This window comes from Streptomyces sp. NBC_00457, from assembly GCF_036014015.1.
In the GTDB taxonomy this organism is placed as follows: Bacteria; Actinomycetota; Actinomycetes; order Streptomycetales; family Streptomycetaceae; genus Streptomyces.
The window spans coordinates 9,644,134-9,667,556 of record NZ_CP107905.1 but is presented as its reverse complement, the minus strand read 5'-3'; the positions used below and the strand labels follow the sequence as shown (position 1 = coordinate 9,667,556).

General features: G+C 70.5%; 24 protein-coding genes and 1 pseudogene. 18 read left to right on the top strand and 7 right to left on the bottom strand.

All coding sequences use genetic code 11. The features are described 5' to 3' along the window. Window positions 1–12: 12 nt before the first annotated feature. From OG828_RS44110 to OG828_RS44090, 5 genes and pseudogenes are all read left to right on the top strand, one after another. The gene (locus OG828_RS44110; protein WP_328370133.1) at window positions 13–930 is read left to right on the top strand and encodes a helix-turn-helix transcriptional regulator; all 918 of its coding nucleotides are present in this window, start codon (window positions 13–15) and stop codon (window positions 928–930) included. After that, window positions 927–1,091, top strand: a complete 165-nt coding sequence (locus OG828_RS44105) for a hypothetical protein (protein ID WP_328370131.1) — start codon at window positions 927–929, stop codon at window positions 1,089–1,091. The genes OG828_RS44110 and OG828_RS44105 overlap by 4 nt, the downstream gene beginning before the upstream one ends. 32 nt (window positions 1,092–1,123) lie before the next feature. After that, window positions 1,124–1,393 (top strand): annotated as a pseudogene (locus OG828_RS44100) (hypothetical protein); the annotation flags it as partial. Between the two features lie 102 nt (window positions 1,394–1,495). Then, window positions 1,496–2,053 carry an MmyB family transcriptional regulator gene (locus OG828_RS44095; RefSeq protein WP_328372663.1) on the top strand — a complete coding sequence of 186 codons (558 nt, stop codon included), beginning with the start codon at window positions 1,496–1,498 and terminating at the stop codon, window positions 2,051–2,053. 78 nt (window positions 2,054–2,131) lie between these two features. Next, window positions 2,132–2,515 (top strand): nuclear transport factor 2 family protein, encoded by a 384-nt coding sequence (locus tag OG828_RS44090; protein WP_328370130.1) that lies wholly within the window; start codon window positions 2,132–2,134, stop codon window positions 2,513–2,515. Here the strand turns inward: OG828_RS44090 and OG828_RS44085 are convergent. Both OG828_RS44085 and rraA read right to left on the bottom strand, forming a co-directional pair. Then, complete coding sequence (locus OG828_RS44085) at window positions 2,495–2,851, bottom strand: hypothetical protein (RefSeq protein ID WP_328370128.1); 357 nt, start codon at window positions 2,849–2,851, stop codon at window positions 2,495–2,497. The genes OG828_RS44090 and OG828_RS44085 overlap by 21 nt on opposite strands. A 122-nt stretch (window positions 2,852–2,973) precedes the next feature. Continuing rightward, complete coding sequence (gene rraA, locus OG828_RS44080) at window positions 2,974–3,456, bottom strand: ribonuclease E activity regulator RraA (RefSeq protein WP_328370127.1); 483 nt, start codon at window positions 3,454–3,456, stop codon at window positions 2,974–2,976. A 202-nt stretch (window positions 3,457–3,658) separates the two neighbouring features. On the opposite strand from rraA, the gene OG828_RS44075 reads away from it, so the two are divergent. The 8 genes from OG828_RS44075 to OG828_RS44040 all read left to right on the top strand — a co-directional run bounded on the left by OG828_RS44075 (window position 3,659) and on the right by OG828_RS44040 (window position 12,709). Beyond that, entirely contained in the window at window positions 3,659–4,540 is an 882-nt protein-coding gene (locus OG828_RS44075) for a GntR family transcriptional regulator (protein WP_328370124.1), read from the top strand. Between the two features lie 270 nt (window positions 4,541–4,810). Next, a complete protein-coding gene (gene acnA, locus OG828_RS44070) occupies window positions 4,811–7,453 on the top strand; it encodes an aconitate hydratase AcnA (protein ID WP_328370122.1) in 2,643 nt (880 codons plus the stop codon). A 182-nt stretch (window positions 7,454–7,635) separates the two neighbouring features. Beyond that, on the top strand, window positions 7,636–8,196 hold the full coding sequence (locus tag OG828_RS44065; protein ID WP_328504337.1) for a hypothetical protein: 561 nt from the start codon (window positions 7,636–7,638) through the stop codon (window positions 8,194–8,196). Beyond that, on the top strand, window positions 8,148–8,807 hold the full coding sequence (locus OG828_RS44060; protein ID WP_328504336.1) for an ABC transporter substrate-binding protein: 660 nt from the start codon (window positions 8,148–8,150) through the stop codon (window positions 8,805–8,807). Before OG828_RS44065 ends, OG828_RS44060 begins: the two co-directional genes overlap by 49 nt. 77 nt (window positions 8,808–8,884) lie before the next feature. Then, complete coding sequence (locus tag OG828_RS44055) at window positions 8,885–9,568, top strand: ABC transporter permease (RefSeq protein ID WP_328370117.1); 684 nt, start codon at window positions 8,885–8,887, stop codon at window positions 9,566–9,568. Window positions 9,569–10,666: 1,098 nt separating this feature from the next. After that, window positions 10,667–11,659 (top strand): dihydroxyacetone kinase subunit DhaK, encoded by a 993-nt coding sequence (gene dhaK / locus OG828_RS44050; protein WP_328370114.1) that lies wholly within the window; start codon window positions 10,667–10,669, stop codon window positions 11,657–11,659. 47 nt (window positions 11,660–11,706) lie between these two features. After that, on the top strand, window positions 11,707–12,306 hold the full coding sequence (gene dhaL, locus OG828_RS44045) for a dihydroxyacetone kinase subunit DhaL (RefSeq protein WP_328370112.1): 600 nt from the start codon (window positions 11,707–11,709) through the stop codon (window positions 12,304–12,306). Next, a complete protein-coding gene (locus OG828_RS44040) occupies window positions 12,299–12,709 on the top strand; it encodes a PTS-dependent dihydroxyacetone kinase phosphotransferase subunit DhaM (RefSeq protein ID WP_328370109.1) in 411 nt (136 codons plus the stop codon). The genes dhaL and OG828_RS44040 overlap by 8 nt, the downstream gene beginning before the upstream one ends. Before the next feature lie 33 nt (window positions 12,710–12,742). On the opposite strand, the gene OG828_RS44035 is transcribed toward OG828_RS44040, so the two are convergent. Continuing rightward, window positions 12,743–13,381, bottom strand: coding sequence for a TetR/AcrR family transcriptional regulator (locus tag OG828_RS44035; protein ID WP_328370106.1), 639 nt, complete (start codon window positions 13,379–13,381; stop codon window positions 12,743–12,745). A 165-nt stretch (window positions 13,382–13,546) separates the two neighbouring features. Here OG828_RS44035 and OG828_RS44030 point away from each other — a divergent pair, with 165 nt between their 5' ends. After that, on the top strand, window positions 13,547–14,308 hold the full coding sequence (locus OG828_RS44030; RefSeq protein WP_328370103.1) for an SDR family NAD(P)-dependent oxidoreductase: 762 nt from the start codon (window positions 13,547–13,549) through the stop codon (window positions 14,306–14,308). A 101-nt stretch (window positions 14,309–14,409) separates the two neighbouring features. On the opposite strand, the gene OG828_RS44025 is transcribed toward OG828_RS44030, so the two are convergent. Next, window positions 14,410–15,114: a glycoside hydrolase family 75 protein gene (locus OG828_RS44025; protein WP_328370100.1), complete on the bottom strand. Its 705-nt coding sequence runs from the start codon at window positions 15,112–15,114 to the stop codon at window positions 14,410–14,412. Between the two features lie 365 nt (window positions 15,115–15,479). On the opposite strand from OG828_RS44025, the gene OG828_RS44020 reads away from it, so the two are divergent. Beyond that, a complete protein-coding gene (locus tag OG828_RS44020) occupies window positions 15,480–16,469 on the top strand; it encodes a fibronectin type III domain-containing protein (protein ID WP_328370097.1) in 990 nt (329 codons plus the stop codon). Window positions 16,470–16,700: 231 nt separating this feature from the next. Beyond that, the gene (locus OG828_RS44015; protein ID WP_328370094.1) at window positions 16,701–17,234 is read left to right on the top strand and encodes a hypothetical protein; all 534 of its coding nucleotides are present in this window, start codon (window positions 16,701–16,703) and stop codon (window positions 17,232–17,234) included. Window positions 17,235–17,558: 324 nt separating this feature from the next. Here the strand turns inward: OG828_RS44015 and OG828_RS44010 are convergent, their stop codons facing one another. The 3 genes from OG828_RS44010 to OG828_RS44000 form a co-directional block, all read right to left on the bottom strand. Then, a complete protein-coding gene (locus OG828_RS44010; protein ID WP_328357115.1) occupies window positions 17,559–18,731 on the bottom strand; it encodes an IS4 family transposase in 1,173 nt (390 codons plus the stop codon). Window positions 18,732–18,796: 65 nt separating this feature from the next. Continuing rightward, a complete protein-coding gene (locus OG828_RS44005; protein WP_328372660.1) occupies window positions 18,797–19,165 on the bottom strand; it encodes a hypothetical protein in 369 nt (122 codons plus the stop codon). A 105-nt stretch (window positions 19,166–19,270) separates the two neighbouring features. After that, complete coding sequence (locus OG828_RS44000; RefSeq protein WP_328370090.1) at window positions 19,271–20,146, bottom strand: hypothetical protein; 876 nt, start codon at window positions 20,144–20,146, stop codon at window positions 19,271–19,273. A 309-nt stretch (window positions 20,147–20,455) separates the two neighbouring features. On the opposite strand from OG828_RS44000, the gene OG828_RS43995 reads away from it, so the two are divergent. Both OG828_RS43995 and OG828_RS43990 read left to right on the top strand, forming a co-directional pair. Continuing rightward, complete coding sequence (locus tag OG828_RS43995; protein WP_328370088.1) at window positions 20,456–22,522, top strand: SpoIIE family protein phosphatase; 2,067 nt, start codon at window positions 20,456–20,458, stop codon at window positions 22,520–22,522. A 153-nt stretch (window positions 22,523–22,675) separates the two neighbouring features. Then, window positions 22,676–23,416 carry a hypothetical protein gene (locus tag OG828_RS43990; RefSeq protein WP_328504335.1) on the top strand — a complete coding sequence of 247 codons (741 nt, stop codon included), beginning with the start codon at window positions 22,676–22,678 and terminating at the stop codon, window positions 23,414–23,416. The last annotated feature ends 7 nt before the right edge of the window (window positions 23,417–23,423 follow it).

Sequence of the window (23,423 nt, the reverse complement as noted above, 5' to 3'; positions counted from 1 at the left end):
CACTTTGAACACATGGATCGTGAGCAGCACAGCGGCGACACCCGAGGTACGGAGCTGGGGCGCTTCCTGCGTGCCTGCCGTGCCCGGCTGACGCCCGAAGAGGTCGGCCTGCCGGCCGGCGGCGGGCGTCGCCGTACTCCCGGACTGCGCCGGGAGGAGCTGGCCACGCTCGCCGGCATCAGCATCGACTACTACGCACGCCTTGAGCGCGGGACCGAGACCCGGCCCAGCCCGTCCGTGATCGACTCCCTCGCACGCGCGCTCAAGCTGGAAGAGGGCGAACGCGATCACCTGCGCGCTCTCGCGGCCCTCGCCGCCCGGTCGGCACCCGAGCCGCCATCGGCGCCCAACCGCACCGTGCGGCCCGGCGTCAAGCTTCTGCTGGAGAGCCTGCGCCCCTACCCCGCGCACGTGTTCAGCCGCACCGGCGACGTACTGGCGTACAACCCGGGCGGGCTGCGGTTGCTCCCCGGCATGGACGACTGGCCGGCCAAGCAGCGCAACATCGCCCGCTACGTCTTCCTGCACCCCGACGCCCGAGGCCTGTTCGACGACTGGCACAACCAGGTCCGCACCTGCGTCAACGGACTGCGCGCCCTGGCCGGCATGGAGCCGGACGCACCCGACCTCACGCAATTGGTCGGCGAACTCCTGCTCAAGAGTCCCGAGTTCGCCCGCATGTGGGAGCGCTACGACGTCAAGGGCCACACCTACGGGCGCAAGACCTTCCACCATCCCGAGGTCGGCGACCTGACCCTGGGCTACCAAACCATGCAACTGCAGGGCACTCCGGACCAGTGCATGGTCGTGTACTACGCCGAGGCCGGCACACCCGAACACGACGCGCTGACCCTGCTCGACCTGGCCGCCACCGAGTCCGAGCACGCCCCGAGACTCTCGCCGGACAGCCAAACCATCGAGAACGCGTGACGGAGGGAGCCGCCCACATGCACCCCTGGGGCCGGCCGCTGTTCTCCGACAGCGACGAAGCCGTCGTCGACGCTGCCACAGCCGTCGACATCGTCCTCATCGATGACGCGATCGGCTCCCTGGAAAAGCCGTACGTCACGCGCATGCCCACGAACTTCTGACAGCCCGGAACCCGGCCCCCACACGGACCCTCATGCCTTCTCACGTCACGCCCAGAAGCACGCAACCGCCGTCGCGTCCACCGGTAGGCAGCAGTTCGGAGCCCGGACTGGACCGGCGCGCCGAACTGCGGGAATTCCTCCGATCCCGGCGAGCCCGGCTCAGACCCGAGGACGTGGGGTTGCCGTCATCCGGGCGACGCCGGGTGCCGGGCCTGCGCCGCGAGGAGCTCGCGCAGCTGGCAGGGGTGTCCTTCGCGTACTACACCCGCCTGGAACAGGGCCACGGGGCCACCATGTCAGCCGAGGTCCTGGACGCCGTCGCTCGCGCCCTGCGCCTGAGTGGAGACGAGCACGCCCATCTGTTCCGCCTTGCCCGGCCGGAACTTCATGGGAATCACCACACCATGCCCCAGAGGCAGAGGCTGCGGCCAGGCATCCAGCTACTGCTGGACGCGTTCGACGGGGCCCCCGCGTACGTCTGCGGTCGGCGCCTGGACGTCCTGGGCTGGAACAGGCTCGCCGCCACCGTGTTCGGTGACTGGTCCCGGCTCCCGCCCCGGGACCGCAACCTGGCCCGGCTGGTCTTCCTCTCCCCTGCAGCACGCGACCGTTTCGCCGACCTGGAAGCCAAGATGCTGGACATCGTCAGCATCCTGCGCGTGGACGCGGGCACACACCCGGAGGACACGGAACTCGCCGCTCTGATCGGCGAGTTGACGGAGAAGAGCCACGACTTCCGACGACTGTGGGCCCGGCACGACGTGCGTCGCCGGGGCCACGGCGTCCAGCGGCTACGGCACCCGGTGGTAGGTGAACTCACCCTCGCCTTCGAAGCCATGGGGTTGCACGGCGAGGCAGATCAGACCCTCGTCGTCTATCACGCCGAACCCGGCTCGATGTCCCGGAAAGCCTTGTGGCTACTGACGGGTCTGTCGGCCCTACCCACCGAGTCGGCCTCCTGACAAGGGGAGACACGAAGCAACAAGATCCGGCCGACGTGCCGTGGATCCCGACCGACCAGCCGTACAACAGGAGTCACAGTGCAACCGTCCCCCGCCCAGAGCGCCCACGACGAAGTCACCACGGCCTTCCGCGCCTACCTGCAAGCAATGCTCGACGGCGACACCGACGCCCTGGACCGTCTGCTCGCCGAGGGCTGCACCCTCACCCACATCACCGGCTACGTGCAGCCCAAGGACGAATGGCTGTCGCAGATGCGTGCCGGCCAGTTCCTCTACCACCGGATCGAGGAGAAGAGCGTGACTGTCGAGGTCGAGGGCACAACAGCCCGCGTCTCCGGCCGCTTCGTCACCGATGCAACGGTATACGGCACCCGCGCGAACTGGCGGCTGCACATGACCATGGACTACGCCCACGAAAACGACACGTGGTCCGTGGTCCGCTCAGCCGCCACGACCTGGTGAGCCACGGAGGTCGAGGTACGTCTTGCCGACGGCCACGATGCCGATACGGTCCCCGGACGAGCGGGGGACGAAACGGTCGAGCTGGTTGAGCCGGGCGTACTCGAACGCCCTCGACAGGCGCTCGGAGAACATGCTCCGCTCCAGCCTCAGCAGGTTCCCGCCGACCAGCTTGGCGTCGGGGTGAAAGGTTCTCTCGGGCAGGTGACTGTACGTGGGCAGGACGCGCTCGGGGTGAACGGTCAGCCCTGGTTCCCCCGCCCGTAGTCCGCTCTGGAAGCGCGAGGTCGAATCGAGGCCGGCGAGCAGCTCGGCGACCGGACGGCGTCTTCTTCGCACCAGACCCCGAGGTCACTCGCACCCTTTTCCAGCCCTCGGCCACACCAAGTGATCCACGACCTGCCGAGAAAGCGACACGCGGTCCAGCACGGGACCTGATCCATGACGAACGTCACGGCAGCTCAGTCAGCCGGCAGCAGAACCACCCCGTCACCGTCGGCGTGCAGGATGTCACCGGGGGAGAAGGTCACGCCGCCGAACGACACGGGTACATCCACGGTCCCCTCACCCGCCTTCGCGCTCTTGCGCGGATTGGTGCCGAGCGCCTGAATCCCGAGTTCCATCCCGGCCAGGGCGGCCGTGTCACGGACAGCCCCGTACACCACAGCACCCGCCCAGCCGTTGTCCAGAGCGCGGATGGCCATGAGGTCACCGAACAGGGTGGTGTGCAGCGAGGCCCCGCCGTCGACGACCACCACGCAGCCCTCACCGGGGGTGCGCAGCAGTTGGTGCAGCAGGGCGTTGTCGTCGCGACAGGACACGGTCAGTACGGCACCCGCGAAGGAGCGTACGGCTCCGTACGAGGTGAACTGCACGTCGCACACGCGGAGTCGGTCGCCGTACCGGTCGGCGAGATCGGCGGTGGGGACAGGCGTCGTATACATCAGTACCTCTCACTGGCAATGCGTCACTCCAGGGCGGGCCGGACCGACCCGCACCGGACTGGGTCGGGCGGACATCGCGAGAGTCTGTATTAGATCGCAACGGGATACAATCCCGGTCGGCGGTCCATCGCAGGCCCAGTCAGGCCCGCCACCGCCTCATAGGATGAGGCGTCCCCCACTCCCGCCCGAAGAGCGCAGGTTGATGTCGCGGCCCAATCTGACCACCTCCATCGCCACCCGACTCGTAGACCTGCTGCGCCACAGCGGCCTCGCAGAGGGGGCGCACGTCACCGAGCAGTGGGCAGCTGACGAACTGGACGTCTCCCGCACTCCGGCCCGCAAAGCCATGCTCTTCCTCGTCGAGGTCGGCATCCTCCGGCGCGAGCCCAACCGGGGCTTCTTCCTCGCCCGCGGTGCGGCCACGCTGACGCGCACCGACCTTGGCGAAGGGGCGGACATCGAGGAGGATTCGTATTTCCGCATCGCCGACGACTACATCGGCGGCCGCTTCACGGGCCCGTTCACCACGGCGGACGTCAGCCGCACCTACGGACTGGCCCCCCGGCAGGCCGACCGAGTGCTGTCCCGCATGGAGTCCGAGGACCTGGTGCGGCGCCGGCCCGGCGGGCGCGGCTGGGAGTTCCAGCAGGTGCTCTCGACCGTGGAGGCGCACGACCAGAGCTACCGCTTCCGCATGATCATCGAGCCGAACGCCCTGCTGGAACCCGGTTTCACCATCGATCCCGAAGTGGCGGCCCAACACCGCAAACAGCAGGAGGCACTCCTGCACGGCGACATTCTGCTGCTTCCGCGCGCCGAGTTGTTCCACGTCAACGCCTCGTTCCACGAGATGCTCGTGAGCTTCTCGGGCAACCAGTTCCTCCTCGACGCCGCGCGCCGCCAGCACCGACTGCGCCGCCTCATCGAGTACCGGCACCAGGTCGACCGCTCCCGTCTGGCCGGCCAGGCGCGGGAGCATCTGCAGATGCTGGACATGATCGAGAGCGGCCGGCGCGAGGAGGCGGCGGCATTCCTGCGCCGCCACCTGGACAAGGTCAGGGAGATCAAGACCGGACTCCACTGACGGCTCGGCCATCAACACGCCCTCCCCTGAAGACCGTTCACCGGCGAGGGCGAAAGAGACTCCCACGAGGCCAGGCCCGGGGCGTCGGACGCTGTGTCCGACGCCCCGGGCCTGGCCTCGTTCGCATCCCGATCCCCCGCTCGAAAATTCCCGCGCTCCGACGGTTGTATCAATACGCGGCTTGAGACAATATTGGCGCCCGGCGACCACAGACCCCGTCCGGGTCACCCCGCCGCGGGCTCCGCCCCGCCCGGAACGACAGCAGGGATCATGAGCACAGACCGCACCGCCGTCCTCACCGTCGACGGCCACTCGTACCGCTACCGGCCCCTGGCCCGCCTCCTGCCGGGGGCGCGGCTCGACGAACTGCCGTACGCGGTACGGGTCCTCCTGGAGAACGTCGCCCGTCGCTCTCCCGCCGCGCTCGACGACGTCCTCGCCCGCGCCCTGAGCGGGAGCGGGGACTGCGAGGTGCCGGTGCACCCGAACCGGATCATGCTGCACGACACCACGTGCCTGCCGGCGCTCGCCGACTTCGCCGCACTGCGCGACAGCGTCGCCGAGCTGGGCGGGGGCCCTGAGCGGCTGCAGCCTGCCGTCCCGGTGGACCTGACCGTCGACCACTCGGTGATCGTCGAGGAGTACGGCCGCCCAGGCGCGGTCGAGCGCAACCTGCTGATCGACTTCCGCCGCAACAGCGAGCGTTACGCGTTCGTGAAGTGGGCTGAGCGCAGCCTGCGGAACTTTCGTGTCGTGCCGCCCGGCACCGGGATCATCCATCAGATCAACATGGAGACCCTCGCCCGCGTCGTCTGGCAGGACGACCCGCGAGACGGCGGCTTGCCGTGGCTGCACCCGGACCTGCTCGTCGCCACTGACAGCCACACCCCGATGATCAACGCCCTCGGCGTCGTCGGCTGGGGTGTGGGGGGTCTGGAGGGGCAGGCCGCGATGCTGGGCGAGCCGGTCACCATCCCGTACCCGCGGGTCATGGGCGTGCGCCTGACCGGGCGGCTCCGTCCCGGCGTCGGCGCCACCGACCTCGCCCTGACGCTGACCGAGCTGCTGCGTGCCAAAGGCGTGGTGGACCGGTTCGTGGAGTTCTGCGGTCCCGGCCTCGATGCGCTCGGCTGGGCGGAGCGGGCGGCGGTCTCCAACATGGCGCCCGAGTACGGCGCCACCTGCGTCTATTTCCCGTACGACGACGAGACCGCCGCCTATCTGCGGCTGACCGGGCGGGACGAGGAGCACGTGCGGCTCGTCGAGGCGTATCTCACCGCGCAGGGGCTCAAGCGCACCGACGACAGCCCCGAGCCACGCTACGACGACGTCATCGATCTCGACCTGGCCACGGTGGAGCCCAGCCTCGCCGGCCCCGACCTGCCGCACCAGCGCCTTCCGCTGTCCCGTGTTCCGGCATCCTTCCGCCCCACGGCAAAATCAACATCCCAACCAGCAGCCGCATTCGGCGAACCCCTGCCCGAGGGGCCGGTGGCCATCGCCGCCATCACCAGTTGCACCAACACCGCCAACCCGGCGCTGATCGTGCAGGCCGCACTGCTCGCCGAGCGGGCCCTGGCGGCCGGGCTGAACACGAAGCCGTGGGTGAAAACCTCCCTGTCCCCCGGGTCTCGGGTAGTCGAGGACTACCTGCGCGAGGGTGGGCTGCTGACCGCCCTGGAGCTGACCGGATTCCACATCGTCGGCTTCGGCTGCATGACCTGCATCGGCAACTCCGGCCCACTGCAGGAGGAGTTGGAGCGCATCGCGCAGGACGGCGGCATCGACCCGGTGGCCGTCCTTTCCGGCAACCGCAACTTCGCCGGGCGCGTCAACCCGCGGATCAGCCAGTCCTACCTCGCGTCCCCGCCCTGGGTCGTCGCCTACGCCCTGGCCGGGTCGATCCTGCACGACTTCGAACGTGACCCACTCGGCACCGATGCCGACGGCGCCCCCGTCTTCCTCAAGGACCTGTGGCCCACCGACGAAGAGGTCGCCGCGCGCGTCGCCGCGTCCGTACGTCCCGAGATGTTCCGTGAGAACGCCGCCCGCCTGCGCGAGGGCACCCCGGCGTGGCGTGACATCGAGGCCCCCGGCGGCGTCCGCTTCCCATGGGACCCGGACTCGACGTACATCCGCCGCCCCCCGCACCTCACGGATCTGCCCCCGCTCGCCCCGGAGCGGCTGCACATCGAGCGCGCCAAGGTGCTCCTGCTGCTCGGTGACGATGTCACCACCGACCACATCTCCCCGGCCGGTGCGATCCCGCTCCACAGCGCCGCCGGGCGCTGGCTCACCGAGCGCGGCGTCGCCCGGCGCGATCTCAACCAATACTCCACGCGCCGCAGCAACCACGAGGTCATGCTGCGCGGCGCCTTCACCAACGCCGCCGTCACGAACCGTCTGCCGGGCGGGTCCCACGGCGAACTCCGGGGCGGCCATGCCCATACCGCCGACCGCACCGCCGTCCTTCCCGTGCACGAGGCCGCGCCCACCTATCGCGCGGCGGGTTACGACCTGGTGGTCGTCGCGGGCCGCAACTACGGGGCGGGCTCCAGCCGCGACTGGGCCGCCAAGGCGCAGGCGCTGCTCGGTGTCCGGGCGGTCGTCGCCGAGTCGTACGAGCGCATCCACCGCAGCAATCTGATCGGAATGGGCGTGCTGCCGCTGGAGTTCACCGAGGGCGCCGACGCGTCGGCGTACGGCTTCACCGGAGAGGAGGAGCTGACCTTCAGCGGCCTGCACGACCTGCACGTCGGCGACAACAAGGTCGGGCTGCACCTGACCCGTCCCGACGGCTCCCACACTCGGGCCGCCCTGCGCCTGCGTCTCAACTCCCGTCAGGAACTCGCCTATCTCCGCCACGGCGGGCTCCTGCCGTATGTGGTGCGCCATGCGGTCGCGGCGTCCTGATGCCGGCCCCGGAGGGCCGGGCGCCTCCGCGGCCCTGATCCCCCGAGCCCCACCCCACCCCACGCGCACACGCACGCACCACCCTCACCCCCACGCCCCCCGGCGTCCGCACGTCCTCTTGCCCCCGCCGGTCTCTCGCATCAGCTGACAGCGCCGTCGCGCCCCATCCGAGAAGAGCCCCTATGCCTCCCACCCGACCCGGGACCGCCTCCCCACCCGACCCCGCATCCCGGCCGGCCCGCCGCACTGTGCTGCGCGGCGCCGCCGCCCTCGGGGCACTCGCTGCCGCCGGCAGCACGCTCACGGCGTGCAGCGACGCGGACGCCGACGCGGACGCGAAACCGGTCCCCGACTACTACCCGGCCGACTACGACAAGATCATCAACGGTTCGCGCAGCGAGCGGAAGCTCCTGATCTACTCGCAGACCTCGCAGACCAACTGGCAGCCGGTCTTCGACGCCTTCACCGCCCACTACCCGTGGCTCGCCGACATCCGCGCCACCAATCTCGGCAGCTCCGCGGTCTACGAGCGCTACTACAGCGAGAAGGCCACCGGCGGCTCCCCCGCGGACCTGCTGGTCTCCAACGGCGGCCCGCTGTGGGCGGATTACGCCACCCGCGACCTCGCCGCCGCATACCGCTCGCCGGAAAGGACCACCTGCCCGACTGGGCCGAGATCCTGCCCGGCGTCTGGGTGTTCACCACCGACGCCTCCGTCATCCTGTACAACCGCAAGACCCTGAAGGAGTCCCAGTACCCCGACGGGCTCGCCGGCCTGGCCGAGGTCGTCGAGGCCAAGCCGTCCCGGTTCCGCGGGAAGATCGGTGTGTACGACGCGACCAACGCCTTCGGCTACTCCGCCAACGAGGGCTACACCAGCGCCGTCGAGACCGGCTGGGACACCTTCGGCCGGCTGCTGCCCTTCGCCAAGGCCGACCACTCCACCGGCACCCTGGTGGAGAAGGTCGTCTCCGGCGAGTACGACGCCTCCTTCAACATGAGCGGCGGCGTCGCCATCCCGGCCGCCGAGGGCAGCAGCGGCCTGCTCGGCTGGTCGTACTACGCGGAGGGCACCCTGGTCATGCCCCGCTCCGCCTCCATCCTGAAGACCGCCCCGCACCCCAACGCCGCGCGCCTCTTCGTCGACTTCCTCCTCTCAGCCGAAGGCCAGGCCGCCGTGGCCAAGGGCGGAATGTCGCCGTACCGGGAGGGCGTGAAGCAGAACGACCACGACAGCCTCCAGGACATGCAGCGCAAGCTCGGCGCCGACCGCGTCCACGTCTATCGGTACACCGAGGTGACGGAGCAGACGCAGGAGAAGTACGTCGAGCGATGGGACAAGGCAGCGGGCTGACCGCACCCGCCCCCTCTCCGCCGTCCACCGCCCGCGTCACCCGCCTCCCTCCCGCACCCCGCACTTACGGAGCCGCCATGGCCGCCCAGAGCCAAGCTGAGATCCCGGCCGACCCTTCCCCAAGCTCTTCGAGCCGGGGAGGCCCCCCGCGCACCCCGCGCGCCGGCGAGCTGGGAGCACCCCAGTACCGTCGCCTGTTCGGCGCCGGACGCGAGGTCTCCATCCACTGGCTGACCTTCCTGCTGACCGCCGCGCTCGTTCTCGCGCCGGTCATCCCGATCCTCTTCCAGTCGCTCCGCAACCAGCCGCTGTACGCGGCGGGCGGCGCCTTCACCCTGTCGAACTACAGCAACCTCTTCACCGAGGCCGAGTTCGGCACGATCATCCTCAACACCCTCTACTTCGCCGCCCTGACCACCGTGTTCGCGCTCGCCATCGCCGTCCCCATGGCGATCCTCCTGGAGCGCACCCGGTTCCCGGCCGCCCGAGTCATCGGACAGGTCCTGCGCTGGCCCATCTACATCTCGCCGCTCGTGCTCGGCTTCGGCTGGATCGTGATCTACGGACCGGCCGGGTTCATGACCACGGTGGTGCGCGAGAGCTTCGGCTGGGTCCCGTGGAACCTGTACTCCATGCCCGGCATGGCCTTCGTGGAAGCCGTCGCCCAGGTGCCGATCGCCTATCTCTTCTGCGCCAATGCACGCGCCCCAGTGCACAAAGCGTGCACACTTGCGCGGGAACTCCCGGGAACTCGCAGGTAGAGGCGGGATGTGCCCAGACACGGGAAAGGGCCCCGCCCAGACCATAAGTCCAGGTCAGAGCCCTAATGGCAGACGAGTCGGGCTGTACGCCGGGTTATGAGCCCCGCTATCCCGCGACGAGCGTCCTGCGTGAGACCATCACGCTCTCGGAATCGGCCCCGGGCCCCTTCCAATTCACGTGCAGACACCTGTGCAGACCATCCCTCCTCTGCGCGATCGCAGCGTTCCTCAGCCACAGCCCCGGGACCGAGGGGGGCGTGTTCTGGGGCAGATCGGGAACCGCTCAGCGCTCAATCAGGGCAACGGTTTCCGCACCGCCCCTTCAAGCCGGATTACCGCCGCAGCGACGTCACAGCACTGTGACTGCACCGCTTGCCACGCGACGTGCCCCTTCCCGGCAGAGGTCACCGTCTGAGCACGGCCGGGTTCGATCAGACCGCCTATCCAGTACAGGCCGAACCTGGCGACAGGTCAGCACGGCAGACATACCCGTAGAGGACTGCGACCCTACCGGTCACTGCGCCGACCGGAACTCGCTCGCGCCGTCCAGCACGGCGCCCCTTGCCGTGCCGCAACGGATCTATGGGCTGCGCTTTGAAACTCACGTGCAGGACCGTGTTGGGGATGTCGTCATTCGTGAGCCAGCTGCAGGAAGATGGGGTGGGCCTCGCCGGTGAGGTCATTGAGGCCCCAGATGGTGGCAGCCGTGTCGGCGCGACCCTCCGGACCGACGTCCAACTCGGCTCGGATGGCGCGATGGAAACCTGCGGCAGCCGGCCTGCGGGGACAACCTGATCGCTTCGATGAATCACCGCATGGCCCAGCGGTGTGACCCGCACGCGCCCGTTGGCGTCCGCACACGTGACCCCGCGCCCGGTCAGCGTCGATACTTCCGAGAGCAGGCGTCTGGAACCGTCAACCCGTACGTCAACAGCATCTGACACCCCGTCATCAAAGTCAGCATTGAGTCAGCATCAGCCCCGCCAGAGCCCGCTTCCGACCGCCATGGACCGCCAAGATCGACAACTGACTTAACCCACTCTGACCTGCAAAGACACAGGCCAGAGACTCATCTGCTAATCTCCCCAGGAGGTACCCATGAAGATGTTGATCAACGTCCCGGAGACCGTGGTCACGGACGCCCTGCGGGGAATGGCAGCGGCCCATCCCGAACTGACCGTCGACGTGGAGAACCGGGTGATCGTACGGCGGGACGCGCCCGTCGCCGGGAAGGTCGCCCTGATCTCCGGCGGCGGCTCGGGGCACGAGCCGCTGCACGGCGGATTCGTGGGCCCGGGGATGCTCTCGGCGGCCTGTCCGGGCGAGGTGTTCACATCGCCCGTGCCGGACCAGATGGTGCGCGCGGCGGCGGCCGTGGACAGCGGGGCGGGCGTGCTGTTCATCGTGAAGAACTACACGGGTGACGTGCTCAACTTCGACATGGCGGCCGAACTCGCCGAGGACGAGGGCATCCAGGTCGCGAAGGTGCTCGTCAACGACGACGTGGCGGTCACCGACAGCCTCTACACGGCCGGGCGACGTGGCACCGGTGCCACGCTGTTCGTGGAGAAGATCGCGGGGGCGGCGGCCGAGGCGGGGATGCCGCTGGAGCGCGTCGAGGCACTCGCCCGGCAGGTCAATGAGAACTCCCGCAGCTTCGGTGTGGCGCTGAGCGCCTGCACCACCCCGGCCAAGGGCAGCCCCACCTTCGATCTGCCGCCCGGCGAGCTGGAGTTGGGCATCGGCATCCACGGCGAGCCCGGCCGGGAGCGGCGGGCGATGATGACGTCCGGTGAGATCGCGGACTTCGCCGTGAACGCGATCCTCGAGGACCTCAACCCCCGTGACCCCGTGCTGGTCCTGGTCAACGGCATGGGCGCGACGCCACTGCTCGAGCTCTACGGCTTCAACGCTGAGGTGCAGCGGGTGCTCACCGCGCGGGGTGTGGCCGTCGCCCGCACGCTCGTCGGCAACTACGTCACCTCGCTCGACATGGCCGGCGCCTCGGTCACCCTGTGCCAGATCGACGAGGAAACGCTCGCGCTGTGGGACGCGCCGGTGAAGACTCCGGGTCTGCGCTGGGGCATGTGAGTCCGGCGGGGGACACAGCCAACGCACCTACCACGCAAGGAGATCCAGTGCTCGACGCCGACTTCTTCCGCCGCTGGATGACGGCGACGGCCGCGTCCGTCGACCGCGAGGCGGAACGGCTCACCGCTCTCGACTCGCCCATCGGGGACGCCGACCACGGCAGCAATCTGCAGCGCGGGTTCACCGCGGTGACCGTCACGCTGGAGAAGGAGGCCCCGGACACGCCCGGCGGCGTCCTCACCCTGGCCGGACGGCAGTTGATCTCGACGGTGGGCGGCGCTTCGGGGCCGCTGTACGGGACGCTGCTGCGCCGCACCGGCAAGGCGCTCGGGGACGCGGCCGAGGTGAGCGAGGAGGAGTTCGCGGCCGCGCTGCGCACCGGCGTGGACGCGGTGATGACGCTGGGCGGAGCCGCGCCCGGCGACAAGACCATGATCGACGCGCTGGTGCCGGCCGTGGACGCCCTCGACGACTCCTTCGCCGCGGCACGGGCCGCCGCCGAGCAAGGGGCGCTCGCGACCACGCCGTTGCAGGCCCGCAAGGGCAGGGCGAGCTATCTCGGTGAGCGCAGCATCGGGCACCAGGATCCCGGCGCCACCTCGTCGGCGCTGCTGATCGCGGCCCTTGCGGAGGCGAACGGTGAGTGACGGCAAGCTCGTCGGGATCGTGCTGGTGTCGCACAGCGCGCAGGTCGCCGCGTCGGTGGCCGAGCTGGCGCAGGCGCTCGCGGGCGGCGGCACGGCGGTGCCCGTCGCTCCCGCGGGCGGCACCGAGAGTGGCGAACTCGGCACCAGCGCCGAACTGATCGCCGCCGCTGCCGCGTCCGTGGACCGGGGCGCCGGGGTGGCCGTCCTCACCGACCTCGGCAGCGCGGTGCTGACGGTGAAGGCCCTGCTGGCGGAGGGCGACGAACTCCCCGACGGCACACGGCTCGTGGACGCTCCCTTCGTCGAGGGCGCGGTCGCCGCGGTCGTGACGGCGTCGACGGGGGCCGACCTCGCGGCGGTGGAGGCGGCGGCCGGGGAGGCGTACACGTATCGGAAGGTGTGAGGACCCCGGGGTCCTGACTGGGCCTGACTGGGCCTACGTGAGCCCCTCTTCGACGACGGCGAGCGCCGAGCGCACGATCTCCAGCAGCTCGGCCTCCGCCGTCTCCGGGTCGATCCGCACTTCGGCGCTGCGCCAGGCGTAGCGCTCGACGGCCGCGCGCAGGGCCGCGTTGAACATCGCCGCCTGGATCGTCGGCCGCAGCTCGTCGACGGCCAGCCCGGCCCGCTCGGCGAGGGCACGGGCGAACACCGGCTCGGCCTCGTCGTAGGTCTGGAGCCAGACCGCGCGCAGTCCCGGTTCGGTGCGGGTCAGCCGGACGAGCGCGCCGAGAGTGGCCCGGTCAGGCCCGGCGACGAGGCGGTGGTCGGTCGCCAGTTCCGGTGAGAAGACCTGGGCGAGAGAGCGCCCGGGCCGCCACTCCCGCAGCCGGTCGGCGATCATGTCGATGCCCGCCGAGAACAGCGGCGACACACAGCTCTCCTTGCTCGGGAAGTAGCGCCACACCGTGCGCGCCGACACGCCGACCGCCTGACCGATCTGCTCGCCGGTGGTCGCGGCCACCCCCTGCTCCACGAACAGGTCCACCGCCGCCCGGGCGATCTCCAGCCGGATCTCGGCCTTGCGCTCCTCGGTGAGAGGTGGGCGTCCCGTGCGTGCGCTGGGGGCGGTCATGTGGTCCTCCGGCTCCGGTTGCTGCTGCGCCGAATTCTCCCTCACCACTTTATGTCACTCGAAGACATTAAGTCGTAGAGTGAGGCCGCTCGGGCGCGACGCCCCGGCACACAGCGCCCCCGCGCAAGGGGCGGCAGCCTTCTTACGCACAGACAGGAGCACCTCATGGCCGGCGGACTGGACGGGCGCAGCGTCATCGTCACCGGAGCGGGCTCGGGCATCGGGCGCGCGACCGCTCTGGCCTTCGCCGCCGAGGGTGCGCGAGTGGTGGTGGCGGACCTCAACGCCGAGGGCGCCGAAGCCGTCGTCAAGGAGATCGAGGAGGCGGGCGGCGCAGCGGTCGCCGTGGTGGGCGACCTGAGCGAGCAGGCCGTCGTCGACCGGGTGGCCGAGACCGCCGTGGAGCGCTTCGGCGGGGTGGACGTCCTGGTGAACAACGCCGGGATCATGGACCGGATGTCGGCGCTCGGCGAGGTGAGCGACGCGGAGTGGGAGCGGGTCATACGGGTCAACCTGACCGCTCCGTTCCTGCTGACGCGGGCGGTGCTGCCGCACATGCTGGCGGCGGGCAGGGGCGCCATCGTGAACACGGCCTCGGAGGCCGGACTGCGGGGCAGCGCGGCGGGCGCCGCGTACACCGCGTCGAAGCACGGCATCGTGGGGCTGACGAAGTCCCTCGCCGTGATGTACCGCAAGCAGGGCATCCGCGCGAACGCCATCGCCCCGGGCGGCACCCGGACCGCCATCGTGGTGGACGCCGATCAGAGCGCCCACGGCCCCGCCACGCTCGGCCCGCACTTCGTCAACCTCGGCAGGCTGGCCCAGCCGGAGGAGCAGGCCGCCGCCATCGTCTTCCTCGCCTCGGACGCGGCGAGCAACATCAACGGCGTGATCCTCCCGGTCGACGACGGATGGGCGGCGGTCTGACCCTGCGCTCGCCGTCCGGACACGAGCCGCGGCTTCCGGCTCACTGCCCCGCATGAAACGGGCCTGAGGGCAACGGGCCCGAAGGAAACGGGTCTTACACCTCACCGCCCCCGCACGAACTGCCGCGCCAGTCGCTCCCCGATGAGCACGGCTCCGGCATGGTCCTCGATGGGCTTCACCCGGCTGCCCTTGAAGACGATGTAGGTGACATCGGAGTCCGTGCCACCCCCGTGCGGGTCGGGGTCGATGCCCAGACCGCGGGCGGCGGCGTAGGACGCCTCGCCGATGAGGTCGCGCGGGCCGGTGTCGCCGACGACGGCGTACTGGACCCGGTCCCCGTGGATCACGGCGGCCACCGCGCCGCCGTCGACACCGTGGGCACTGTGGTCCCAGAGGGAACTGGGCACGGGCACGACGATGTACGGGAGGCTCTCGGCGTCCAATGGGCCGCCGTCGGACTGCGGGTAGGCGGTGGCGTCGGAGAAGTGCGGGTCGGTCCGGGCGTTGCAGTGCGGGCCGGGCCGGCCGTCGCAGTCGATGTCGAGGTCGGCCTTCCAGAAGACGGCTTCTTCGGTGCCGCACACCGGAATGGTCGCGGGTGCGCCGGCATCGCGGCGATAGCGACCCTCGGACACGGGGACGCAGTCCCGCACCCTGGCCAGCAGCTCGGCGGCGCCGACGTCACCCTCACGCCTCACCTCCGGCAGTCGTTCCGTGACGGCGGGTTCGGCGCGGGGAGCGGAGTACGCAGTCGGAGCGAGCACGGCACAACTGGCCGCGACCAGGGCTAGGGACGAGACACGCACGATGAGAGGGCCTCTCCTCGGGGACACTGACCGTCGCCCGGCCCAATCTGGTGCCGTTTCGATCTTGCGTCCAGCATTGAAGGGCCGGACGGCGCATGTCTCCGCGGATCCGACCGGGGCCGGGCGGCCGGGCCCGTATCGGCTCCGGCCACCCGGCCGCCCGCGCCGGCGCGGGATCAGCGACGACAGCGTTCCGCGCCACCGGCATGAACTCCCGACGCCGGACGGGAAGTTCAGCCGTGAGGAGCATCAGCATACGTAACCCCGCCGGGCGGCCACCAACGACCGACCTCTTGATGTGATCGCGTCATTGGCGTCATATTGGTCCGGACCATTGCGTCATGCCGCCCCTTGGAGGCAGAGCCGTGCGACACGTTCCCACTCCCCTCCTCCGGCTCGCGATCCTGGCGCTCTGCGCGCTGCCGCTGGTCACGTCCTGCGGATGGGGCGGGACGGGTGACGGTGAAGGGGAACGGCCGCCGGGGGCTCCGGTGGGCGTCACCGCCGAGGCGGGGAGCGCCACCAGTGTGCACGTCATGTGGAACGCGGTGCCGTCGGACCAGGGCATCAGCCGGTACGAGGTGTATCGCGGCACCACGAAGGTCAAGGAAGTGCCTGGTTCGGAGCACATGGTGGATGTCACCAGGCTCCGGCCGTCCACCGTGTACGTCTTCACCGTGCGGGCCCGGGACACCGAGGGGCGCCTCGGGCCGGGGAGCCGCGAGGTCCGGGCAACGACACCGCGGGCGGTGGCGGCGGACCGGATGGCCCCGACCGGCCCCGGGAGTCCGAGCGGCCGGGTCGTCGGCAGCCGGGCCGTCCAGTTGTCCTGGTCCGCGTCGACGGACGACCGGGACGTGGTGTCGTACGACATCTACCAGGGCACCACGAAGATCCACAGTGTGGGCGGGAACCAGACGGCGACCGTGGTGACGGGCCTGCGGCCGGACACGCCCTACGTGTTCACGGTCCGCGCCCGCGACGCGGCCGACAACCTCTCACCGGCCACCGCCACCATCCGCCTCACGACAACACCCGGCACCGACAACGGCCGCGGCACGGCCCCCACCGACTTCCACGCGACAACCCACCGCACCGACGGGGCGTACTACATCGACCTCTCCTGGACCCCACCCCTCACAGACGGCCTGGTCACGGAGTACCAGATCCAACTCGACGGACAACCGGCCACCTCCCTCGTATGGGGCGGAACCCCACCACGGGAAAAGGCGACGTACAGCTTCTACGCGGGACGCGAGGCCGGAGTAACCCACCGCGTCCGAATCCGGGCAAAGCTCCCGGACGGCACGTGGGGAGGCTTCTCGCCGGAGCACACGGTGAAAACCGACGGCTGAGCAGCGCCCCGAAGGGGCGCGGGGAACTGCGCGACCAGCCACAACGCACCCGCAGACAAGAGACGACCAATCGCGGCACTACCCGCGGAGCGCCCGTCACCTGACCGGGCGCGGTCCGGATGCGGGACGCCCCAGGGACACGTTGGCTGTCCCTGTGGCAGCACGGGCGTTTCCCCGACCTCGGCGGCGCAAGGGATGTACCGCCAACCGTGCCGCCGGAGGGCAGTCCACATGCGCAACAGATCGCTACTCCTCCGCTCCGGCCTGACCGTGGCAGCCGCCACCGCGCTTCCGCTTCCGCTGGCCGCGGGATCGGCCGCCGTCTCCGGGATCTCCGTGAGCACCAGCGGTTCCACGGTCTCCGTCACCACCAGCGCCTGCACCCAGATCAACGGCAGCTGGGGCACCGCCTCGCTCCTCAACAGCAGCCAGGCGAACTTCGCCCAGGGACGGCAGGCGGCGCTGTCCGGGACGAACACCCAGCAGAGCACCGCCTGGTCCAGCGTGAGTCCCGGCACCTACACCGTCATCGTCATGTGCTCGAACAACAACACCGCGGGCACCCAGTCCGTCATCGTCTCGGCTGCCACGACGCCCACGATCTCCGCCACGGCCTCGCCGTCCCGCGGCGTCATGGGCGGCATGGGCGGCGGCACCACGGACTACGGCACCCTCACCCTGGTGGCGGGCGGCGCACTGGTGAGCACCGGAATCGCCGCCACCGTCTGGTATCTGCGCCGCCGCTCGCGCCCCTCCCGGCTCTGACGGCGGACGCCGCGGGCCGCCTCACCGGCCGGTGCCGGGGAGGCGGCCCGTCGGCATGCGGGCGTACAACCGCCCGGAGCCGGGTCCGGACAGGCCCTAGCGGCAATGCCGTTGCGTTACGGGTTTGCGGGTTGGGGTCTTTGAATGCGGACTGCTCGGGTACCGGCCTGGGTGGGTTGGGGCCAGGTGCGGTGTCCGGCCCGTTTGAGCCGGTAGTTGGACATCTTGCGTTTGACGACGCGGGGCTGACTGCGCAGGCGTCTGGTCGGCAGGAGTCGTTCGAGTAGGTCGTGCTGGAGCATGACAAGGGCTCTGACCAGCAGTTCAGGGGGAAAAACTGCCCGGCGTGACGGTCACACTGCGCCGGGCGGAGCGCAGGGTTTCGGTGAACGAGATCCGGTCGGCATCCAGGCCCCGGGTGGCCGCGGTTCTCACCATCAGCTCACGCAGCGCGTGGTGGACGAGCAGGTGGGCCCAGATCTGCTGCAGGATTCCGTCGGGTGTCTTGCTGGTGAGCACGACGTGGGCGCCGCGTTGATGAGTCTTGAGCTCTGCGAAGACAGCCTCCGCTTCCCAGCGTTCCTGATAGAGCGCAGCCAGCTGGCGGGCGGGGTAGCGACGGGCATCGAGCAGTGTGGTCACCAGCCGGTAGTTCTCGCCTTCGCGGCTGGTGCCGTGCAGCTGATAGGCCACCACCCGCACTGTGACCGGATCACGGTGCGCGGGGTCGGTGTGGGCGTGGATGCGGGAGATCCAGGATCCGTCCCGTAACTGCCGCTCGACGGGCAGGATGCGGTTGGCGGGCACCCGCCACAACAGATCGGCACCGCTGTCGGTGAAGGCCCGCCAAAGCGGCACGCCGAGGAACTCCCGGTCTGCCAGGACCAGTTCGCCGGGCTGGCAGGAGCGTGGAAGGCGGCCCACCAGGGTGACTTCACCGGTGCGGCAGCCGGCCAGTTCCGCGTCCAGGACGAGGTGGGTGCCCACCTCGATCAGACAGGCCATCCGCACCTGAGGAAAGGAGGATTTGTCGTGGCCGCGGCTGTTTCCGGGACGGCCGAAGGCGGCCTCATTGGCCGGACTGTCGGCCACGTCCCAGCAGGTGCCGTCCACTGCCAGCAGCCGCAGCCCTCGCCAGAAGCAACCCGGCGTGGTCTCGGTGCCCATCGGCTTCGCGGTCGTGGCAAACAGCACCCGCAGCGGCTCCGATCCCAGCCGCTGGCGAGCCCGAAACAGCGACGACTTCGCAGGGATGCGCCACTCGCCCAGCAGGCCCTGGCTCCGCAGGCCCTCGACCAGATGCCGCATCACCTCCAGATACGGGGCCGGCGAGAACAGGGCAAGGGCGAGCACGAAATACACCACCAATCGAGCTGGCAGCAGGCGTCTGCGCTGCTCGCCACGACCGCAAGCGGCCACCACACGATCCACCAACCCAGGCCGATACACCCAGGTCAGCAACCCCAGCCCCGATAACTCGCCGACATCCGCAGACACCCGCACCACCCCCGGGAAGCACTACGCAGCAGCGTACGCCCGCGACTAAAACAACGGCATTGGCCCTAGCGGTTCTCCAGCCGCAGATGCAGTTCCCTCTCCTGGTCGCCGGACGCACCGGCGGCCTCATGCACGGAGAACAGGGAGCCGAGGGTGTCGCGGAACCGGTCGACCGCCCAGTAGCCGCCCTGCACATCGGCCTCGACGGACGACCGCAGCCGGGCCGGGCGGGCGCCCTCGCGGGCGTCGGCGACGTCGAAGGTGCCGAGCCATACCGTCGGGCGGGTGTCCGAGGCCTCCTCCGGTACGTCATCGGCGCACCGGTCGGACGAGAAGCACGCGCACAGTGTGTCGAACACGATGCGGGCGTCGTCCTTGGAGCATCCGCTGATCTCCACCGAGACGTGTTCCGGGTGCGATCGCTCGCCGATCATCATGACCGCTCCTCTCGTGGCCGCGCTGCGGTGGCGCGGGCCCCGAGTGTCCGCGCCCACCTTCAGCAAACCACCATCTCGCCGCAACGCACCACGGCCGGGGCGTCAGCTCCGCGTGAACCGGTACGTCTTGCTGTCCGTCAGCACGCAGAAGCCAGGCGAGATGACGATCACGCGCAGGGTGCCCGTACGGCGGTCGTAGTCGATGCCCTCCGTCTCGAACGTGCCCGAGCAGGAGCTGCGCAGGGGCAGCTGGCGCAGTGCCGTGACATGACCGGAGACGTCCGCCGACCCGCCCGGTGCGGCGGAGAGGTCGATCTGGAGCAGCGGCTTGGTGATGCCGAAGAGCGTGCCCGCCGGGTCGTCCGAGGAGCACAGCAGGGTCGTCGGGCCGGAGAAGTCGCAGCCCTGCACGTCGCGTACCGCGTGGTCGAGGTTGACGGTGGAGGCCTGCGGGAGGTTCGCCGACGGGGAGGTGCTGGAGTTGACGCCCGGGGTCGGGAAGACCAGCAGCCGGGTCATCGTGCCCCACTCGCCCGCCAGCATCCACTGGCCGTCGGGGGAGATCGCGACCCAGGAGTTGTTGAGCGCCTCTCCGGGGCTGAGGGCGTGGACGTACTCCGCCCGGCTCCCGTCCGGCTTCTGCACCCGGAACATCTTCGAACTGCCCGAGTCCCGCTGGTACGGCTCGATGTAGTGCCCGTCGTACGAGGCGTCCGGGTCGCCGACGTGGTTCCAGCCGCGGCCGGACACATCGGCGGGGATGGTGCCGATGCCGGTGTAGCGGTTGGGGCTGTTCGCCGGCACCTCGACCGAGGTCAGGCCCTGGCTCTCGGTGAGCGGATCGGCGCGGTCGGAGCCCACCTCGGTCCAGGTGTCCGCGGCGGCGGCGGGCGGGGCGGCGGACAGGACGACGGCGGTGGCGAGGGCGACGACACCGGTCAGGGCGGCGTGACAACGTTGCCGGGCGGGCAGGCGCATGGGAACGGCTCCTCGGTGGGGGGTGGGGGGCGGCGCTCGGCGGACAGTGTGGCGTGCGGTTGGTCGTCATGTACAGACCAATAGACGGAACAGGAGTTGTCCGTTCGACGACGGATCACCCGGTGCGGGCGGATCACTTCCCGACGACTCCGATCACTTCCTGTCGACTTCACCGGACGGCCACCGCTGTGTTGAGGGATGGTGGAGGAGGGCGACCGTGGCATCACAGAAGCGGTTGAACGCGGTAGAACAAGGGGAGTCGGCACGGGGGACGGCGTGCCGTGACACAGAACGAAGGCGGTGCGTGCGATGGGTGCAGCCGGGCCTCCGGTGGCCGAGGGCGGCGGGCCGGTGCGGCCGAGCGGGCTGCTCGACGTGCTGGGCGTGGCCTCCGTGCTGCTCGACGCCCAGGGGCGCATCGTGCTGTGGAGCCCGCAGGCCGAGGGGTTGTTCGGGTACTCCGCGCAGGAGGCCCTCGGGGAGTACGCGTCCCGCCTGATGGTGCACGAGCAGTACGCCGAGCTGGCCATCAAGCTGTTCGCCGACGTCATGGAGACCGGTGAGGGCTGGGCGGGCGCCTTTCCGGTACGGCACAAGGACGGCGGCACTCGGCTCGTGGAGTTCCGCAATCAGCGGCTCCTCGACGACCGGGGCGACTTCTTCGCGCTGGGGCTCGCGGCCGACCAGGAGACCGTGCGCGGGCTGGAGCGGGACGTGGCGCTGTCGACGCGGATCGTCGCGCAGTCACCCATCGGACTGGCCGTCCTGGACACGGACTTGAAGTACGTCTCGGTCAACCCGGCGCTGGAGCGGATCAACGGCATCCGCGCCGAGGAGCACCTCGGCCGTACGGTCCAGGAGATGCTGCCGCGGGTGGACGCCGCCGCCGTGGAGCGGGCCGCCCGCCAGGTCCTGGAGACCGGGATGCCGCTCGTCGACCAGCCCACCTTCGGCCGGACCCCGGCGGACCCCGAGGAGGACCACGCCTGGTCGGTCTCGATGTACCGGCTGGAGGACCCCCTGGGGAACGTGCTGGGAGTGGCCGCCTCGGTCGTGGACATCACCGAGCAGTACCGGGCGGGTGTCGAGGCCGAGACCGCGCGCCGGCGACTGGCGCTCATCGCCGACGCCTCCGCGCGGATCGGGACCACGCTGGACCTGGACCGCACCGCCCGCGAACTGGCCGACGTCGCCGTGCCGGAACTCGCCGACGTCGCCGCCGTAGATCTGCTCGAAGCCGTGATGGAAGGCAGACGCAGCAGCCTGGGCCCCGGCGAGGCGGCGGTGATCCGCGCCCTGGCCGTCCGGGCGGAGCACGACACCGAGGCGCTCGGCGCGGCCGACCCGCCCGGGCAGGTCGCGCGGTACGGACCGGACCGCCTGGTCACCGAGTGCGTACGCACCGGCCGGCCGGTCATGGTGGCGCAGGTCAAGGACGAGGACCTGCCGCGCATCGCCCGCTCACCCGAGGCCGCGGAGCTGCTGGCGCGGGCAGGAGTGCACTCCTATCTGGCCGTTCCGCTGATCGCACGCGGCGAAGTGCTCGGCGCCCTCGACCTCAAACGCAGCCGAAATCCGCAGCCGTTCAGCGAGGACGACCTGCTGCTCGCCCGTGAACTGGCGGCCCGCGCGGCCGTGCAGATCGACAACGCGCGCTGGTACCAGAGCGCCCGCGACACCGCCCTGACCCTGCAGCGCAGCCTGCTGCCCAGCCATCCGCGGGTCACCGGCGGCCTCGAGGTCGCCTCCCGCTATCAGCCCGCCGGGGCCACCAGCGAGGTCGGCGGCGACTGGTTCGACGTGATCCCGCTGGACGGCGGCAAGACGGCGCTCGTCGTCGGCGATGTGATGGGCAGCGGCATCACGGCCGCCGCGACGATGGGCCGGCTGCGCACCGCGACGAACACGCTGGCCGCCCTCGGCCTCGACCCGTCGGTGCTCCTCGATCACCTCGACCGGATCACCCAGGGCCTGGACCACTCCATCGCGACCTGCCAGTACGCCATCCACGACCCGCATCTGCGGCAGTGCCGGATCGCCAACGCCGGGCATCTGCCGCCGGTCCGCCTGTGCCCCGGCCGCGCACCGGAGCTGCTCGAACTCCCCACCGGGGCACCGCTCGGCGTGGGCGGTGTCGCCTTCTCCACCACGACCGTCGACCTCGAACCCGGAGACCGGCTGGTGTTCTACACCGACGGTCTGGTCGAGACCCGCCAACACCCGCTCGACGAACGCCTGGACGCGCTGCTCGATCTGCTCGACGGCCCCGACCGCCCGCTGGAGGAGCTGTGCGACCTGCTCCTGCGCACACTGCACCAGCCGGACAACTCCGACGACGTGGCCCTGCTCATCGCTCGTGCGCAGAAGCCGGTGTAGCCGCACGGACGGATGGGACTGACGGGTCGGATGGTCCGTATTCACAGGAACTGATTACCCGCGTCTTACCGGCCGCGTCCCACAATCACAGCAAGGCATGGCAGACGGACAGGGCATACGGATGCCGGGTGCTTTCTGTGAGGGGAGCGAGCCGTGACGCAGAATCCGGACCAGGAACCCACCGCCGGCGGTCCCGAGCAGCGCGGACCGGACTGGGAAGTGCTCATGGGGCCGGGCGGCCCCGAGCCGGAGCGGACACCACCGGGAGCGGCGCTGCGCGCGCGGTGGCAGCGCCGGTCCGGACGCGCCCGCGCCGTGACCGCGGCGGCGACGGTCGTCGTCCTGGCCCTCGGCGGCACGGTCGCCTACGCCGCCACCGCGTCGGGTTCCGGCGAAGGCGCCACGCCCGCCGCCGGCGGAACCGCCTCAGAGTCCTCCTCGCCCGACGACCGCCGCCCATGGCGCGGACCGGGCATGGGGTTCGGCCTCGGCGGCGAGGCCGCGCACGGCGAGGCGACCGTCAAGGACCGCGACACGGGCGACTGGGTCGTCCGCATCTGGCAGTGGGGCACCATCGAGAACGTGGACGGCGACCAGGTCACGGTCAAGAGCGAGGACGGGGCCGAGTGGACCTGGACGGTTGACGAGGACACCACGGTCTGGCACGACGGCTCGTCCGACTCGGGCGCCGATGAGCTGAAGGAAGGCGAGTCGGCGCACCTGGCCGGTACCCGTTCCGACGACGACACCCGCACCGCCGCCCGTGTCATCTCCGGCAGTCGGGACGACAAGGACGACGGCGAGGGCTGGGGGCCTGGCGACCGGCACTTCAAGTTCCCCGGTCACCGTGAGGGGAAGGACCCGGAGCCCTCGAAGAGCGGCGCCACGACCTGACCCCGCG

What these genes read in the sequence shown, in the direction of transcription:
- OG828_RS44110 (WP_328370133.1), top strand. Translation starts at nt 13, where the DNA reads ATGGATCGTGAGCAGCACAGCGGCGACACCCGAGGTACGGAGCTGGGG.
- OG828_RS44095 (WP_328372663.1), top strand. Translation starts at nt 1,496, where the DNA reads ATGCCCCAGAGGCAGAGGCTGCGGCCAGGCATCCAGCTACTGCTGGAC.
- rraA (WP_328370127.1), bottom strand. Translation starts at nt 3,456, where the DNA reads ATGTATACGACGCCTGTCCCCACCGCCGATCTCGCCGACCGGTACGGC.
- OG828_RS44075 (WP_328370124.1), top strand. Translation starts at nt 3,659, where the DNA reads ATGTCGCGGCCCAATCTGACCACCTCCATCGCCACCCGACTCGTAGAC.
- acnA (WP_328370122.1), top strand. Translation starts at nt 4,811, where the DNA reads ATGAGCACAGACCGCACCGCCGTCCTCACCGTCGACGGCCACTCGTAC.
- OG828_RS44065 (WP_328504337.1), top strand. Translation starts at nt 7,636, where the DNA reads ATGCCTCCCACCCGACCCGGGACCGCCTCCCCACCCGACCCCGCATCC.
- OG828_RS44055 (WP_328370117.1), top strand. Translation starts at nt 8,885, where the DNA reads ATGGCCGCCCAGAGCCAAGCTGAGATCCCGGCCGACCCTTCCCCAAGC.
- dhaK (WP_328370114.1), top strand. Translation starts at nt 10,667, where the DNA reads ATGAAGATGTTGATCAACGTCCCGGAGACCGTGGTCACGGACGCCCTG.
- OG828_RS44035 (WP_328370106.1), bottom strand. Translation starts at nt 13,381, where the DNA reads ATGACCGCCCCCAGCGCACGCACGGGACGCCCACCTCTCACCGAGGAG.
- OG828_RS44030 (WP_328370103.1), top strand. Translation starts at nt 13,547, where the DNA reads ATGGCCGGCGGACTGGACGGGCGCAGCGTCATCGTCACCGGAGCGGGC.
- OG828_RS44015 (WP_328370094.1), top strand. Translation starts at nt 16,701, where the DNA reads ATGCGCAACAGATCGCTACTCCTCCGCTCCGGCCTGACCGTGGCAGCC.
- OG828_RS44005 (WP_328372660.1), bottom strand. Translation starts at nt 19,165, where the DNA reads ATGATCGGCGAGCGATCGCACCCGGAACACGTCTCGGTGGAGATCAGC.
- OG828_RS44000 (WP_328370090.1), bottom strand. Translation starts at nt 20,146, where the DNA reads ATGCGCCTGCCCGCCCGGCAACGTTGTCACGCCGCCCTGACCGGTGTC.
- OG828_RS43995 (WP_328370088.1), top strand. Translation starts at nt 20,456, where the DNA reads ATGGGTGCAGCCGGGCCTCCGGTGGCCGAGGGCGGCGGGCCGGTGCGG.